This is a genomic window from Armatimonadota bacterium (assembly GCA_017993055.1).
Classification (GTDB): domain Bacteria; phylum Armatimonadota; class UBA5829; order DTJY01; family DTJY01; genus JAGONM01.
Window position 1 is genome coordinate 1 of record JAGONM010000004.1, and the last position, 15,911, is coordinate 15,911.

The following is a 15,911-nucleotide window of genomic DNA, read 5'->3' on the forward strand; positions in this document are numbered from 1 at the left end:
CCGCCCGCCATGCCGTAGCCGGTGGTGTGGCACGACACGCAGTCCGGCTTGGTCTTGCCGTCAGGGTCCCGTTTCGTCAGGTTGTCGAGGGCCTGAGCGTGGTTGGTCTTCTTCCAGGACTGCTGGATCGAGAAGTGACAGCCGATGCACCGCTGCATTCCGACATACGTCAGCGGCTCGTTGTTCTGCGACTGCACCACGGGCGCAGTGGCAGTCGAACTCTGGTAGAACTCCCTCAGGGCCGCCTCGGTCTCGTCGATGAGTTTCTGCATCTCGGGGTCCTTCTCCATCTTGGCATCGAGAAGTTCCTGCGTGCCGGCGGCGTTGCTGATCTTACCCTCGGCGTCAATGTCGAGCACGAGTTTGCCGACGTACTTGCTGCTGCCCTTGCAGTGCATGAGTATCACGTCGCCGACCCGCTCGAAGTCGGTGTTCACGGGCGAAGGATGGCTGCTGAGGATGATATCAATGCCCTTGACGGAACCCGCCAGGCGCTTCGCGTCCTGGTAACCGGAGTGAGCCAGCAGGACGAATAGATCGGCCTTCCCGCTCAGGGAGTCCACGGTCTTGCGTATCGTCTCCTCGGGCGAGAGTACTTCGACGCCCAACTGCGCGGCGACCGTGGGGTGGAGCGTCGTCGTGCCGACGATGCCGATAACGGCCACCCTCAGTCCGCTCGGCAGTTTCTTGATGATGTAGGGTTTCTTGAGTAGAGGCTTCTTCGTATCGGCCAGGACGACGTTTGCGCAAATCTGAGGGATGCGTACTTCGTCGAATGCGCTCTTGCCCGCATCTTTGACCAGGCGCGCGTCGAGTTCGCCTACTCCCACCGCGTCATAGGCCATCCGCGTCAGAGCCTTCACGTAGAGGGCGAGCTTGATCTCCGCCGGTTTCCCGAGACCCGGCACGAAATCGCCGAGGTCGAGAAGCAGCCGATTGGGAGCGGCCTGCGTGGCCTGTCTCAGGAAGGTAGCTCTTTTATGGACCCCACCGAGGTCCTCTGTGTCGTGTCACCCACAGCTTCCCTTGTAGCCTGCCCAGTCGTCACCCGTGAAGAATATGGTGAACTGGCGAGGCTTATAGGTCCTCTTGGCGGCTATTGAACCGTTCGATACGCTGCCCGATACGACCAGGATAACGCCCAGCAAGAGGGTCGAGATGACCGATCTGACTATACGTGCCTGCATTGTGATAGTACCTGCCCGTGCGCCGTGCTTCCCGAGGTGGGTATGCATTGACGCTGTGCTCGGTCGGCAATCTGCCGACGAAGCAACATTGACATTATACACCATTCTCGGCTCCTCGTAAACCGAAAATAAGTGCTGGAGACTCTTTCTCTGAGTACAAACAGCCTCTGGGAGACGTCAAATACCGTTGGGGGAAGCCGCAACCCACGGCTTCGCGCTATCGCCTGCCAGTGTAGCGCGAGCCGGCGGCCTCCCCTGCTGCAGAAGTTTCTATCCGGCGTCTGGGGAGGAATCGGTCCCGAACCGGTCAAACTCTGACAGGGTGTTGCGCATCCGGATCGCTGACTCAATCGCGGCCGGCAACATGGAGGTAATCGTGTCAAATCGTGTCATTCTATTGGTGCTGGCAGGTATGCTGTGTGCTGGCACGTTGGGGTTCTGCGCCGAAGCGCCCGCAGCGCCAAAGGCCGAGGTTCGCGGAATGTGGGTTACCGCCTGGGATTCCAGTCTGCTAACCCCGGCGCAGGTTGACGAGACAGTCGAACTGGCCAGGAAGGCGAACCTGAACTTCTTGCTTGTTCAGGTCCGCAAGGCGGGCGATGCCCACTACAAATCAGCCTACGAGCCTCGCGGCGAGAATATCCCCGACCCGAACTTCGACCCGCTCGCGTACATTATCAAGAGAGCGCACGCATCGGGCCTCGAAGTGCACGCCTGGCTGAATACATACAAGGTATGGCAGGGAACGCGACCGCCCAAATCGCCGAATCACGTTTTCAACAGACACCCTGAGTGGATCAACAAGACGAACGAGGGACGACTCGACAAGAGCGGAAGCTACGGGCTCGATCCCGGCATCAAAGAGGTTCAGGAGTATACCTACAAGATATTCATGGACGTATTGAAGAACTATGACGTGGACGGCGTGCACTTCGACTACGTGCGCTACTGGGATCCCTGGTTCGGCTACTCGAATCTCGCGGTCGAGCGCTACAAGAAGGAGACCGGGGCGAAGGAGACTCCTTTCTACAACGACCCGCAGTGGTGCCAATGGCGTCGTGACAGGGTCACCGATCTTGTCCGCCAGGTGTACGAGGGCGTCAAGGCTGTCAAGCCGTGGGTCAAGGTGACGGGCTCTGTCGTATGCAGTCAGGCGCTGACCGAGCAGTTCAAGGACAGCCATCCCTACAATATGCTGCTTCAAGAGTGGGAGAGGTGGACCCGCGAGGGGATCATAGATGCCGTTATTCCCATGAACTACAAGACCAGCGAGTCGGAAGCTCAGCTTTTCAAGGACTGGACGGGCGCCATGGTCAAGTGGAGCCACGACCGGCATGCATACAACGGGATCAGCGTCCGCACACCCGAGTTGTATGCGGAGCAGGTAAAGATCAGCCGCGACCAGGGCACGGACGGAGTCGTCGGGTTTTCCTTCAACGGGCGAAACCGATCGCCGTTGGTAAACGCCCTGCGCGACGGCGTGTACCGGGAGTGGGTGCCCGTCGCTCCGATGCCGTGGAAGGCTCCTCGCAAGAGCGGCGGGCCGATCACGGATACCGATCCGAAGGCGCTGTATGAGAAGGCGATCACCTACGCCGGCAGCAACGATTTCGATACCGCGATCATCCTGCTCACGAGGGCCATCGAGAAGGACATGAACTTCACGGACGCATACTATCGGCTCGGCAGGTGCTACCTCCGAAAGGGCATGAAGACGGAGGCCGCCGAGAAGTTCCGTCAGACCCTCGAGATCAAGCCGGATCACAAGGAAGCTCAGGCGGAACTGCGCAAACTCGCCAGTTGAGTCCTCGAAGCGGGGGCTTCGTATTCTATGCAAGGGGGAGGCGGTCAAGCCTCCCTCTTTGCGTGTAGACCGCGCAACTAATCGGACTGCGATCGCGTATACAGTGATGGCGGCGCACCGTTGGCGCACTGCTCCAACCACGCTCGTCGAAGAGGGGTAACGAGTCATGCATCCGGCAGACCGTCCGATGCGGCCGAAGGATAAGTCTATAGATACGCGTACCAGGGTGCTTGGTGTGCTGGGATTCCTGCTGCTGGCTGGCGTGTTTTTCAGCGTGGGGGTCTTCTGCGTAGGGCCGCGGCTCAAGCCGTCTCAGGGCGCAGGACCGTCCGTCCGGCTTCCGTCTTACACGCCGCCTGCCCCATGGCGCTCGGCCGGGGAAGACTCCGGCAGGTCCGCGCAGCCTGATCTGAAGGTCGACGTCAAGGAGCGCTCGCCTGACGAGGCCGTCAGCGATGAGACCGCGCCAACGGGTGAGGATCAGGCCGATGTCAGGCAGGAGGGTGACAAGCTCACGATCTCACTTGGGAAGGATAGTGGGCCCGCCGATGCCCCCGTTCAACCGACGGACAAGCCCGCGGCGTCTTCCGGCCCGAGCCTGGAGGTGAAGAGGAGCGCCACGGAGAAGAGCGGCAGCGTCTACCGAGTGCAGGTCGGATCCTACGCGAGCAGGCCGAACGCCGACACCCTTGCGGCGAAGCTCAGAGACGGCGGGTATCGCCGGGCATCGGTGATCCAGGCGCAGGTGGGCGACCGCACCCTCTATCGAGTCCAGGTGGGCGAGTACAAGACAATCGAAGATGCCCAGGAACTGGCGAAGGATCTAGGGGCGACGGGTTACGAGCCGGCGGTGGTCGAGTTGCGATGACGCCGTCTCGGATTATCTGCGTATGCCCGTAGCGTGACCACCCTCGAACGATGCCGGAGATGATACGGTGAGAGTGGCTCTTGCCGCGCGCGATACGATCCCTCCGTGCCCCGTGTCCTCATGCGAGATTCACAGCTCAGCGTAACAATGACCGGCGAAATGGGAATTCGATGATCTCCCGCAAACGGCCCTCGAATCCTCGCAGTATTGCTGAGACCCGACGTAGCACTCCTCTGGAATAACTACTTGGGCAGTACCTACCTCCGACGGCATCCATTCAGGGTGCGTCCGAGACACTGGGTATCTGCCCGGCTCTTGGAGGTGGTTATCCATGAAGGCATTTCCTCGCTCAGCTTCGGTGATCAAGGTGGGCGCTCTTCTTCTGATTCTATCCGGTCTGCTGTGCGGATGCGGTGGAGGCGGCTCTACTAGTTCGCTCTCCGAGCTGCCGGCATCCGGCCCCGCACTCGACGTCCGATCGGTCAATCTGAACAACTACAACAACTGGACGCCGCCTCGGCCCGAGCGTGCGGACTATGGCGAACAGGTGCGGTTGCTGGCGGCGCGTGACCGTATCTGCATGACGGAGTTCTACGCGCGCCGTTCGGGATTGACCCCGGACACCCTGCGCAGGATGAACCCGAACGCCAAGATCTATCAGACCTATGTTCTATGCGGTAAGAACATGCTGGATCCGGACTGCGCGGGAGTAACCGGCAGTCACCTGCAGACCCCGATGCTGTATGACGAGATTGTGAAGAACGACTGGTGGCTTCGAGATGGCGACGGCAATGTTATCAAGGAGAACGACCAACTGCGGTTTCTGGATGCAGGGAAGCCGGGCTTCAAGGAGATGGTCCTGGCCAATGTCCTTGCGAGGATGGAGGGAAAAGGCTATGACGGTGTCCTGTTCGACTACCATCTCGTAAACCAGGGGATGTACACCAAGTGGGTTACGGGAGTGGGGATTCCTGCCCCGGAAGCCTATCCTGATGAACGTCAGTGGTTCGAGAAGGCCGCGCAACCGCTCATGGATCACGTCGTGAAGGGGCTGCGCAGCAGAGGTTATGAGGTGATCTGCAACTGCGGCGGCGAGACTTACGACATATCGCCGGAAGCCCAGTGGCTGCGCGGTATCATTGACGGCACGGTGTATGAGAACTGGGCGCTGAACTCCGACGGTGAGTGGGCCAGCCAGAGTGCGGTGGAAATGCGAATCAACAGCTTTCTGGATGATCCGCTGGACGCGTGGGTCTGTGACTACGCCTTGCGAAGCTCGGACACGGAATATGACAAAAAGCTTGAGGTGGCGCTGGCTATGTACTATGTCGGCCTTCCTCAGTCACCGTCGCTTCGCGCAAAGCGGTCCTACGCGCACTACAAGAACCAGGAGGTATTCTGGGAGCCGCTGTGGGATTTCGCGATCGGCGACCCCTCAGCCCTGCCGGAGAAGATGTCCGGCAAGTACTTCTGGAGCCGGAAGTACACCCAGGGACTGGTGCTTCTCAACTATGAGCACTCGGAAGCAATCACTTATCCGCTCGACAGAGCGTACCGCACGCCGAAGGGAACTGCGCTCACCAAGTCCGTGACCGTCAAGCCTCACACCGCGTTGATCCTCGCGGCTCAGTGATCTGGCAAACCGATTCCTGGAGTGCAGATGATAACCGGGCGCGCAGCCTTGCGCGCCCGGTTATCAGTTCAGTCTGTGTAGCCTTCACCGCCTCGGGAGCGGTCGTATCCATATGTTGCGATATCTCACCGTGTTACCGTGGTCCTGAAGCATCACCGGCCCTAAGACCTCATCGCCCTCGGACATGGCTGCCGTCGTCGTTCCGGGTATTTCTACGTTGTCATGGATCAGCACGCCGTTGTGGAATACCGTCATCCGCGGCTTCGAGCTGATCTCGTTCCTATCGTTGAACCGCGCGGCGCGGAAGACGATGTCATAGCTCTGCCAACGCTTCGGAGGCCTGCAGGCGTTCACCATGGGCTCGGCGACGCCGTATATCGCGCCGCAGTCGTTGCTCTGACTGTCCAGCCCATAGGAGTCGAGCACCTGGATCTCGTACTTGCCCTGCAGGTAGACGCCGCTGTTCGCGCGAGCCTGTCCCTTGGCGTCGGGAATGAGGGGCAGCCAGAACTCGACGTGGAGCTGGCAGTCTGCGAACTCCTGTTTGGTCCGAATGTTCCCGCCCCGAACCTCCATGGAAACCGCCTCGACTCTCCATGTTGCGGGCTTGCCCGAGCTCACGTAGACCCATTTTGAGAGGTCCTTGCCGTCGAAGAGGACAACTGCGTCTGATGGAGTCGGTTCGTCGGCAACGAAGAGCGTCTTGCCGCCCGACAGTGCGGCTATTGATGCCAGCGTCATTCCGGCCGCAAGAACGGGAATCAGGCGGATGCGGTATTGTGACTTCATGGTAACGCCTCCGAGACAGTAGTTGAGCTGTGTCAGATTGACCGTCAGCCAATGTTGTTTTCTCCGTCTTCGTCTGTACTCCTCCGTGTCCGGCTCGCCCGGCGATTGTGATATAATGCGCGCATGAGTACACGTGCTGAACACGATCTGCTCGGCGACATGGAAGTGCCCGCTGATGCCTACTACGGCATCCATGCGCTCCGAGCCGCTGAGAACTTCCAGATCTCGGGCGTCGGCGTCCATCGGGAGCTGATCCGCTCGCTCGCGCTGGTGAAGAAGGCATGCGCCACCGCCAACATGCGCACCGGCTACCTGGACGAGCGTATCGGGAACGCGATCACAGCCGCCTGCGACGAGATCGCGGCGGGTAAGCTGCATGATCAGTTTATCACCGACGCCTTCCAGGGCGGCGCGGGCACCTCGATGAACATGAACGCCAATGAAGTGATCGCCAACCGTGCGATTGAGATGCTCGGTGGCACAAAGGGCGACTACGATCTCGTCCATCCGCTTGATCACGTCAACCTCTCGCAGTCCACGAACGACGTCGTTCCGACCGCCGTGAAGTTGACCGCGATCCGGCTCCTGCAGGGCGCGAGTCAGGCGATGGCCGACCTGCAGGACGCGCTCCAGGAGAAGGAGCGGGAGTTCGCCGGCATTCTCAAAGTCGGGCGCACCGAGATGCAGGACGCTGTGCCGATCACCCTCGGCCAGGCGTTCTCCGCCTGGGCGCAGTCGGTCCAGCGCGATTGGTGGAGGCTCTACAAGGTCGAGGAGCGGCTCAGGCAGGTCAACCTCGGCGGCACGGCGGTCGGAACGGGTCTGAACGCCGAGCGGGAGTACGTGTTTCAGGTAGCCGATATCCTTCGCGACCTGACCGGCATCGGGCTTGCGCGCGCCGAGAACATGATCGACGCCACGCAGAACTACGACGTTTTCGTCGAGGTCTCGGGGATGCTCAAGGCGGCGGCGACAGACCTCGCGAAGATCGCTTCGGACATCCGCATCCTATCCTCCGGCCCGCGTGCGGGGTTGGGCGAGATCAGGCTCCCGGAGCTTCAGGCGGGTTCTTCGATCATGCCCGGGAAGGTGAACCCGGTCGTTACGGAGGCGGTCAGTCAGGTCGCGTTCCAGGTGATGGCGAACGACCAGGCGATCACTCTCTGCGCGATGAACGGCCAACTCGAGTTGAACGCGTTCATCCCGGCGCTGGCGCACAACCTCTTCCAGTCGTTCGACATGCTCACGGCGGCGGCACGTCTCCTCGCCGATAAGTGCATCAGGGGTATCGAGGCCGATGAAGCCCGGTGCTCCGAGTTGCTGGAGAATAGTTTTACCCTTGTGACGGCGCTCTCGCCCTACATCGGCTACGAGGCGGCGTCGGAGCTCTCCCGAGAGGCGCTCCTCACCGGCAAGACAATCCGCGAGCTTGCCTTCGAGAAGAGGCTCTTCAGCAGTGAGCAACTGGACGCCATTCTCTCCCCGACCGAGATGACCCACCCGGGAATCGCGGGCCGTAGTCTGGTCGATGAGACATAGGTGAGACGGTTCGCCGGGTGGCAGAGAGAGGCGCATCTCGCAGTCACCCGCGAAGATCGCCCGTACCTTCTCAGGCTTGACAACACCGGGCGGGCGGGGTATCATGCTCATGCATACGTTTACATGCTGTCTCTGCGCCTTGCAGGTCTCCTGCAGGGCGCGAATAACGCGTAGGAGATGATAGATGAGCACAGACCTCGGCAAACTCGCCGACCTCGCCAAACCCCGAATCATTCCCGCGCTGGACGAGGGTTTTCGGCCCGCAGTCCTCGCAAACAAGTCATTCCGGAAGCTGGTCTCAGAGTCGGGAAACCCCGTTCCGCTCGTGATCGGGCTCGAGCGCGCGGATGGGACGACCTCCCGCTTCGAGACCGCCGTCCTGCCCGCAGGTCACCCTGACGTCGGGATGAACTACCCGTACGTGGAGAGACTGGTGAAGTTCCTTCTCTGGATGAAGGGCGGCTGGAAGGTCTCCATCGGCGGTCCGAAGGAGATCGGCGAGCACATAAAGCAGGTCTACTCACCGGGCGGCGCCCGCGCGTTCGACTACAACTTCCACGGCCAGTCGGTCAGCGAGAGGGACTTCACCGTGGTCATTACCGATGCCGACAGGGTTGCCGAGGCCCACGAGGTCGGGGCGAGCATCGGACGCCACCTGGAGGGATGCCGCATCGGGTTCGATCTCGGCGCAAGCGACCGGAAGGTGTCGGCCGTCATTGACGGCGAGCCGGTGTACACCGAGGAAGTCAACTGGAATCCTCGCGACAACACCGACCCGGCCTACCACTATGCCGAGGTCAACGCCGCTCTGAAGACCGCCGCCTCGAAGATGCCCCGCGTGGACGCGATCGGGGGAAGCTCCGCCGGTGTCATCCTGAACAACCGCCCGATGGTCGCCTCGCTCTTCCGAGGCATTCCGAAGGAGCGCTATGGCAAGATTCGGGAGATGTTTGTCGAACTCGGCAAGGAGTGGGGCGTGCCGCTTGTGGTCGTCAATGACGGCGACGTGACAGCTCTGGCCGGCGCGATGTCGCTCGGCGAGAACGCGATCCTCGGCGTGGCTATGGGCTCTTCCGAGGCCGCCGGATACGTCGATCGCAACGGCAACATCACCGGCTGGCTTAACGAGTTGGCCTTCTGCCCGATGGACTATCGGGTGGATGCGCCGAAGGACGAGTGGTCGGGCGACGACGGCTGCGGCGTGCAGTTCATGTCCCAACAGGCTGTCTTCCGCCTTGCGCCCAGCGTCGGCATAGAACTCGATGAGGATGCGGACCTGGCCGATCGCCTGAAGTCGGTGCAGGATCTCATGCATGCCGGCGATCAGCGGGCGATCGACATCTGGAACACCATCGGCGTCTACGTCGGCTATGCCGTTGCGCACTATGCGGACTTCTACGACGTCAGCCAGGTTCTGATCCTCGGACGCGTGACGTCCGGTGACGGTGGTGAGATCATCATCAAGCGGGCGCAGGAAGTCCTCGACGCGGAGTTTCCTGAACTGGCGACGAGGCTGAAGATCAACCTGCCCGACGAGAAGTCGCGCAGAGTCGGCCAGGCGGTCGCCGCGGCGAGCCTGCCGGAACTCAAATGACGAGTGATCGGTAGGGGCGAAACATCGGCCCATCGGATGGAGTCGCTGATGGTTTGCCTGGATTCACGCAACACAAAATACGCGCTATCGGGAGGGACGATATGAAGTTCAGCATAGACACCGCCGAGTTGTTTGTCCCGGACGGCAAGGCGGAGGCCGAGGCCCTGAGCCGCACTACCCACATGGCCCTTGCTACCCACCAGGACGACATCGAGATCATGGCGTACCACGGCGTCCTGAGCTGCTTCGGCTTCGAGGACAAGTGGTTCGGCGGAGTCATCGTCACCAATGGCTCGGGCAGCCCGAGGGACGATCTATACGCCGACTACACGGACGACATGATGCAGAAAGTCCGCCGGGCCGAGCAGAAAAAAGCCGCGTATGTCGGCGAGTACGGGTTTCAGGCCATGCTCGACTATCCGAGTGCGTCGGTCAAGGACCCGGTCAATACCGCCGCCGTCGAGGACATCAAGAAGCTGGTCATCGCCGCCCGGCCCGAAGTGATCTACACGCACAACCTGGCCGACAAGCACGACACCCACGTCGCCGTCGCGATCAAGACGATACAGGCGCTGAGAGAGCTTCCCGCCGACGTGCGCCCCCAGACGCTTCTGGGCTGCGAGGTCTGGCGCGATCTCGATTGGATGATAGACGAGGACAAGGTCGGGCTCGACTGTGCCGGTCACGAGAACCTGGCGGCCGCGCTGCTGGGCGTTTTCGATTCTCAGATATGCGGCGGTAAGAGATACGACCTGGCCACGATCGGTCGCCGCCGTGCCCACGCCACTTACTTCGCATCGCACGGCGTGGACGACACGAATCAGCTCAACTTCGCGATGAACCTCACGCCGCTCATAGAGGACCCGTCGCTGGATATCAGAGGATTCGTCCGGGATCACATCCAGAGGTTTTCCGAGGAAGTTATGGCGAGGATCGGCAAGTCGCTCTAGGAGTCGGGATTGGCGCGGTGCACAGGAGTATTCGATACGGCGGACGGGCGGACGGGGTTACTTCGCCCGTTATCCACTGAGATGAAGCCGGGGCGGGACGACGCGTTCGTCCTGCCGTCGGTCAGCCTCGTCAATCGTCTCCGCAACGGCGCCGTCGTTGAGGGGATATGTGAGCATACTCCGAAGGGAGTCCAGCTCACGTCCGTCGAGACCGTAAACGGCCTTCCGGTGGACGAATGGAAGCGGGTGGGGGACTTCGATTCCCTCACGCCGATTCACCCGCACGAACAGATAGTCCTCGAACCGGGAGCGGGCAACCCCTCGATGCGGATTATTGATCTCATCGCCCCCATCGGCAAGGGTCAGCGGGCGCTCATCGTGTCCCCTCCGCGGGCGGGGAAGACGCGCCTCATCACCCAGCTGGCCTCCGCCGTATCAGCCAACCATCCGGAGATGCAACTCGTCGTCCTGCTCCTCGATGAGCGGCCCGAGGAGGTCACGGAGATGGTCCGCGCGGTCAAGGGGCAGGTCTATGCCAGTTCGAGCGATCAAGACGTGCGAAACCACGTGAGGCTGGCCAAACTGGCACTCGACTATGCCAAGCGGTGGGCCGAAGCGGGATCGGATGTCATGCTGCTGCTCGATTCGCTTACACGACTGGGCCGCTCCTCGAATCTGATGCAGACCGGCGGCGGACGGACGCTATCCGGCGGAGTAGATTCCCGGGCGCTCGAGTGGCCGAGACGCATCTTCGGCGCCGCCCGTCAGTCCGAAGAGGCCGGATCGATCACGATCGTGGCGACGGCGCTCGTGGAGACCAGTTCGCGGATGGACGACTTCATCTACGAGGACTTCAAGGGAACAGGCAACTGCGAGATCGTCCTGCGCAGGGAGATCGCTGAGTCGCGCATCTTCCCGGCGATCGACATCAAGCCCTCCGGCACGCGAAACGAGGAACTGATCCTCGGAGACCGCCTCGAACGGCACCACAAGCTCCGACGCATCCTCTATGATCTCCCTCCCGTCGAGGCTGTGAAGGCGCTTCTTAAGCTTATCGAGAACTCCTCGAGCAACGAGGAGTTGCTCTCCTCCCTTGCCTCCTGACGCGCCTAACGCCTATAATATACCCGTGAGACATCCTCTCGCACGAAAGGCGGCTGCATGACACCCGGACAGAGAGGCGGCATCCTAAGGACGCTCAAGGCGGCCTCGATAGTCGGCATCGGGCTCGGTGCGGGCATACTGAGCGGGTTGCTGGGGGTCGGCGGGGGGTTCATCCTCGTTCCTGCGATGGTCTACCTCATCGGTCTGAGCCAGCATGAGGCGCACGGCACATCGCTCGCCGTGATGATGTTTATCGTGATACTCGGCGCGGTCACGTACGGCAGCAATGGTCAGGTCGACTGGCTTGTGGCCGTCGAGCTCGCGATCGGCGGGGTCTTCGGCGCGATGATCGGCGCCAGACTGTGCAGCAGAATCCACGCAGAGCATCTGCGGCGCTACTTCGGACTGCTTCTGATACTCGTGGCCGTCAGGATGATCTGGGACGTGGTCTCATCCGCTTCAGGGAATGCGCCCGTGAACGGCCAGATGGTTTCTGCTTATGGGATCGGTGCAGTTGCGGTTCTCGGACTGGGCTTGCTGACCGGAATCCTGAGCGGGCTGATGGGAGTAGGCGGCGGAATCATCATGGTCCCGGCGCTAGTGTATCTGATGGGCCTGGGCCAGAAAATGGCGCAGGGAATCTCGCTCGCGGTGATCATCCCGGTTTCGATCTCCGGAACGGTGATCCACTCCAGGCATGGCAACGTGCGCACGGACGTGTGGTACTGGTTGGCGTTTGGTGGTGTTGCGGGCGGACTGTTCGGTGCGCGCCTGGCTCAGATCCTCCCGAACGAGGCTCTCAGAGCGATCTTCGGCGCTCTCATGGCAGTTCTTGGTGCCATGATGGCCACGAGCCGGAGACGGGAGTGCAAGGTTGACAGCGGCAGAGCCGGATAAGTATACTTGTGCCCGGAATCGATAGGTCGAGGCACGATCTTGGAACTGAATCCACAGAAACCGTACATAATAGGAGTTGATATCGGAGGCACGAACACGCGGGCCTCCGTGGTGGATCGGGATGGCGGCATCCTCAGTGAGGGACATCGGCCGACCAGAGCGATGGATGGCCCGGACGAGAGCATTCCTCAGATCATCGCTGCCATCAGGGAAGCGATCGAGAACGCCGGTGTCACTCCCGACGATGTATGCGGAGCCGGGATGGGAGTTCCCGGGCGCCACAAGTCGGGCGAGGGAGTAGTTCTCTGGTCGCCCAACTTCAAGGATTGGGGCGGCCTCCAACTGCTGGAGCCGATCGTTGAGGCGCTTGGCTTTCCCGTGTTCATGGGAAATGACGTGAATGTCGCTGCGCTCGGTGAGTTCCGATTCGGCGCAGGCAGGGACATCAACAGCATGGTGATGATGACTCTCGGCACTGGTATCGGCGGCGGCATAGTCCTGGACGGCAAGCTCTGGAAGGGCGCGAACGAGGGCGCGGGGGAGATCGGCCACCAGATCGTAAACCCGAACGGACGGCTCTGCGGGTGCGGGCTATACGGCGATCTCGAGTCCGAGGCTAGTCTGGGGGGCATCCTGGAGCGTGCCCGACGCAAGATACAGCTCGGTCGAAAGACGATGCTGGTTGATAGGGTCGAGGGCGACCTCTCGGCCTTGGATCCCGAGGGGATCGGAGAGGCCGCTTTCGAGGGTGATGAGGTGGCCCTCGAGGTAATGCAGGAGACCGGCTTCTACGTCGGCATCGGAATCGCCAACGCGATCAACTTCCTGAATCCCGAGATGGTCGTGGTCGGCGGAGGAATATCGCGGGCAGGGTTCGTCCTGTGGGATCCGATCATGCGGACGGTCAGGGCGAATGCCCTCGCCGAGGCCCTGGACGTCTGCCAGGTCGTGCCGTCGGAGTGCGGAGACGATGCGGGCATACTCGGCGGAGTTACTCTCGTTCTCGAGGAACTCGAGGCGGACCGATGATCAAGCAGACCACGGTCAAGGAGGACGGCCGCAAGCTGGTCTACTACTGGTTCGCGAAGCGGCCTCCGCGAAAAGTGCAAGATGCCAGGCCCGATGCGCGAAGTGCAGGAGCGAAGGGCTGAACGCTTCCGCCTGAGGTCGTCGGTCTCCGGTCTACCGTTCTTGAAAGGAACCCGCCTTGTCCGAACTGCGCTGGAATCCGCTGCTGAGGCAGTGGGTGATAACCGCTACGCACCGCCAGGAGAGGACTTTCTTCCCGCCTGACGACTACTGCCCTCTCTGCCCCACCAGGGAAGGCGGCTTCCCGACCGAGGTCCCGGTCGAAGACTATGAGATCGTATCGTTCGAGAACAAGTTCCCATCCCTGAGGCGCAGCGCTCCCGTTCCCGATGTGGAAGAGACTGACCTTTACAGGGTTCGACCGGCGGAAGGCGTCTGCGAGGTCATTCTCTACTCGTCGAAGCACTCCGGCAGCCTGACCGATCATACGGTCGAGGAAATCAACAACCTCATTCATGTGTGGACGGACCGATATGAGGAACTCGGAGCGCTCGACTTCGTAGACTACGTGTTCATCTTCGAGAACAAGGGCAAGGAGATCGGTGTCACGCTGAACCATCCCCATGGGCAGATCTATGCCTACCCGTTCATCCCGCCGATCGTCCAGCGCGAGATTGACTCATCCGCCGCCCACATGAAGGAGACCGGCAGATGCCTCGTGTGCGACGTGCTTGGCGAGGAAGAAGCTGACGGACGCCGGATCGTAGTGCGGAACGACTGCTTCACGGCGTTCATCCCGTTCTACGCCCGCTACCCATACGAGGTTCATATCGCCTCGCGTGAGCATCGGCGGTGCCTCCCTGATTTCTCGGATGTCGAGAAGATGGATATGGCACGGATTCTGAAGACGATCCTGAGGAAGTACGACAACCTGTGGGGGTTCAGTATGCCCTACATGATGGTACTCCACCAGAAGCCTTCCTCCCAGGGCGACCACGACCATTACCATTTCCACATCGAGTTCTATCCCCCGTACCGCACGAAGGACAAGCTCAAGTATCTTGCCGGTTCCGAAGCAGGCGCGGGGGTCTTCATCAACGATACCCTCGCCGAAGAGAAGGCTGCCGAACTGCGAAACAGCGAGCCCCGATAGGCCGGCGCCAACTCATCACTCCAGCCCGGTGTATTTCCACGCCTGCCCAAGAAATCTTGCAACTGCGCCTAGCAGTCAAGAGGAAAACCCATTCTCTGCATCAAACAGTAAACTAGGTTTGTTGCTTTCGAATCGCCAAACGCCTATCCGGGAGATGATTGTACGCCATGCCTCAGTTGGAGAGCAGAATCGCCGAACTGGTGGAGAAGTTCACGGAAGTATACGGTTCGTCGCCTGAGTTGATCGTCCGCGCCCCTGGAAGGGTCAACCTGATCGGCGAGCACACTGATTACAACGACGGCTACGTCCTTCCCGTAGCGATAGACAGGGATGTACTGGTCGCCGCCTCCCGGACGTCGGACATGCACGTCTCTCTGTATTCGGTCAATTTCGACAGAGTTGCCGGGTTCGACCTCGATCGTCCGATCCGCAGGGACTCGGTCAACAAGTGGAGCAACTACCCCCGAGGCGTGGCGGTCATGCTGCAGAAGAGGCGCAAGAGAATCCTCGGCGTCAATATGGTCGTCGAGGGCAACGTGCCGCTCGGATCCGGCCTCAGTTCGTCGGCCGCCTTCGAGGTCGCCAGTGCGTTGATGTTCAAGGCGCTGAACGGTTTCGAGATGGAAGACACCGAGATCGCGCTTCTGTGTCAGGCCGCCGAGAACGAGTTCGTGGGCGTCAACTGCGGTATCATGGACCAATTCGTCTCGTGCCTCGGAAAGAAGGACCACGCGCTGTTCGTGGACTGCCGCACCCTCGACCACGAGTCGGTTCCGATGGCCTCCGGAGTGAAGGTTATCGTCGCCGACACGATGAAGAAGCGCGGGCTGGTGGATTCTGAGTACAATCTGCGCCGCTCGCAGTGCGAGGAAGCGGTCTCGATACTCCGCACATATCTTCCGAACATCAAGGCGCTGCGAGATGTGACGGTCAGCGACTTCAAGTCACATGGCCACCGCCTTCCGCCGACTGTCAGGCGTCGGGCCGAGCACGTCGTCCGCGAGAATGAGCGCGTCCTCAAGAGCGTCGAAGCGCTCAGGGCGGGCAGTGTCGTGATCTTCGGCAGACTGATGGATCAATCGCACGAGTCGCTGCGCGACAGCTACGAAGTAAGCTGCCGCGAGCTGGACGTGATGGTGGATGCGGCTCGCAGAGTGCCTGGGGTATTCGGCTCGCGGATGACGGGAGCGGGGTTTGGCGGATGCACCGTAAGCATCGTAGCGGACGATTCGGTCAAGGACTTCCTGGAGAAGGTCCCCGAAGAGTACAAGTCTAGGACCGGCATCGAACCAGCCGTCTATGTCTGTACGCCGGAAAACGGCGCCGAGATTCTCCCGTACACCGAGCCGTCGGTTTCCTAGGAA

At 61.0% G+C, this 15,911-nt stretch carries 14 protein-coding genes; 11 read left to right on the forward strand and 3 right to left on the reverse strand.

The features are described 5' to 3' along the window. Both KBC96_02515 and KBC96_02520 read right to left on the reverse strand, forming a co-directional pair. Nucleotides 1–908 (reverse strand): hypothetical protein (locus KBC96_02515; protein ID MBP6963259.1); only part of this gene is annotated, 908 nt, incomplete at its 3' end. A gap of 102 nt (nt 909–1,010) precedes the next feature. After that, a complete protein-coding gene (locus KBC96_02520) occupies nt 1,011–1,187 on the reverse strand; it encodes a hypothetical protein (protein ID MBP6963260.1) in 177 nt (58 codons plus the stop codon). A 376-nt stretch (nt 1,188–1,563) separates the two neighbouring features. Between KBC96_02520 and KBC96_02525 the strand changes: the two genes are divergently transcribed. The 3 genes from KBC96_02525 (at nt 1,564) to KBC96_02535 (ending at nt 5,492) form a co-directional block, all read left to right on the forward strand. Next, nucleotides 1,564–2,991 (forward strand): family 10 glycosylhydrolase, encoded by a 1,428-nt coding sequence (locus KBC96_02525; protein MBP6963261.1) that lies wholly within the window; start codon nt 1,564–1,566, stop codon nt 2,989–2,991. A 187-nt stretch (nt 2,992–3,178) separates the two neighbouring features. Beyond that, nucleotides 3,179–3,859 (forward strand): SPOR domain-containing protein, encoded by a 681-nt coding sequence (locus tag KBC96_02530; GenBank protein MBP6963262.1) that lies wholly within the window; start codon nt 3,179–3,181, stop codon nt 3,857–3,859. A 331-nt stretch (nt 3,860–4,190) separates the two neighbouring features. Then, nucleotides 4,191–5,492 carry a hypothetical protein gene (locus KBC96_02535; protein ID MBP6963263.1) on the forward strand — a complete coding sequence of 434 codons (1,302 nt, stop codon included), beginning with the start codon at nt 4,191–4,193 and terminating at the stop codon, nt 5,490–5,492. Nucleotides 5,493–5,576: 84 nt separating this feature from the next. On the opposite strand, the gene KBC96_02540 is transcribed toward KBC96_02535, so the two are convergent. Beyond that, nucleotides 5,577–6,281 (reverse strand): DUF1080 domain-containing protein, encoded by a 705-nt coding sequence (locus tag KBC96_02540; protein MBP6963264.1) that lies wholly within the window; start codon nt 6,279–6,281, stop codon nt 5,577–5,579. Nucleotides 6,282–6,404: 123 nt separating this feature from the next. Between KBC96_02540 and KBC96_02545 the strand changes: the two genes are divergently transcribed. The 8 genes from KBC96_02545 to galK all read left to right on the forward strand — a co-directional run bounded on the left by KBC96_02545 (nt 6,405) and on the right by galK (nt 15,908). Continuing rightward, on the forward strand, nt 6,405–7,820 hold the full coding sequence (locus KBC96_02545; GenBank protein ID MBP6963265.1) for an aspartate ammonia-lyase: 1,416 nt from the start codon (nt 6,405–6,407) through the stop codon (nt 7,818–7,820). A gap of 184 nt (nt 7,821–8,004) precedes the next feature. Then, nucleotides 8,005–9,414: an ROK family protein gene (locus tag KBC96_02550; GenBank protein MBP6963266.1), complete on the forward strand. Its 1,410-nt coding sequence runs from the start codon at nt 8,005–8,007 to the stop codon at nt 9,412–9,414. A 101-nt stretch (nt 9,415–9,515) separates the two neighbouring features. Beyond that, nucleotides 9,516–10,364: a PIG-L family deacetylase gene (locus KBC96_02555; protein MBP6963267.1), complete on the forward strand. Its 849-nt coding sequence runs from the start codon at nt 9,516–9,518 to the stop codon at nt 10,362–10,364. Between the two features lie 9 nt (nt 10,365–10,373). Continuing rightward, a complete protein-coding gene (gene rho / locus KBC96_02560) occupies nt 10,374–11,468 on the forward strand; it encodes a transcription termination factor Rho (protein MBP6963268.1) in 1,095 nt (364 codons plus the stop codon). A 57-nt stretch (nt 11,469–11,525) separates the two neighbouring features. Continuing rightward, complete coding sequence (locus KBC96_02565) at nt 11,526–12,365, forward strand: sulfite exporter TauE/SafE family protein (protein MBP6963269.1); 840 nt, start codon at nt 11,526–11,528, stop codon at nt 12,363–12,365. A 39-nt stretch (nt 12,366–12,404) separates the two neighbouring features. Continuing rightward, the gene (locus KBC96_02570) at nt 12,405–13,394 is read left to right on the forward strand and encodes an ROK family protein (GenBank protein ID MBP6963270.1); all 990 of its coding nucleotides are present in this window, start codon (nt 12,405–12,407) and stop codon (nt 13,392–13,394) included. 178 nt (nt 13,395–13,572) lie between these two features. Further along, nucleotides 13,573–14,547, forward strand: a complete 975-nt coding sequence (gene galT, locus KBC96_02575) for a galactose-1-phosphate uridylyltransferase (GenBank protein MBP6963271.1) — start codon at nt 13,573–13,575, stop codon at nt 14,545–14,547. 167 nt (nt 14,548–14,714) lie between these two features. Beyond that, the gene (gene galK / locus KBC96_02580) at nt 14,715–15,908 is read left to right on the forward strand and encodes a galactokinase (GenBank protein ID MBP6963272.1); all 1,194 of its coding nucleotides are present in this window, start codon (nt 14,715–14,717) and stop codon (nt 15,906–15,908) included. Nucleotides 15,909–15,911 lie beyond the last annotated feature (3 nt).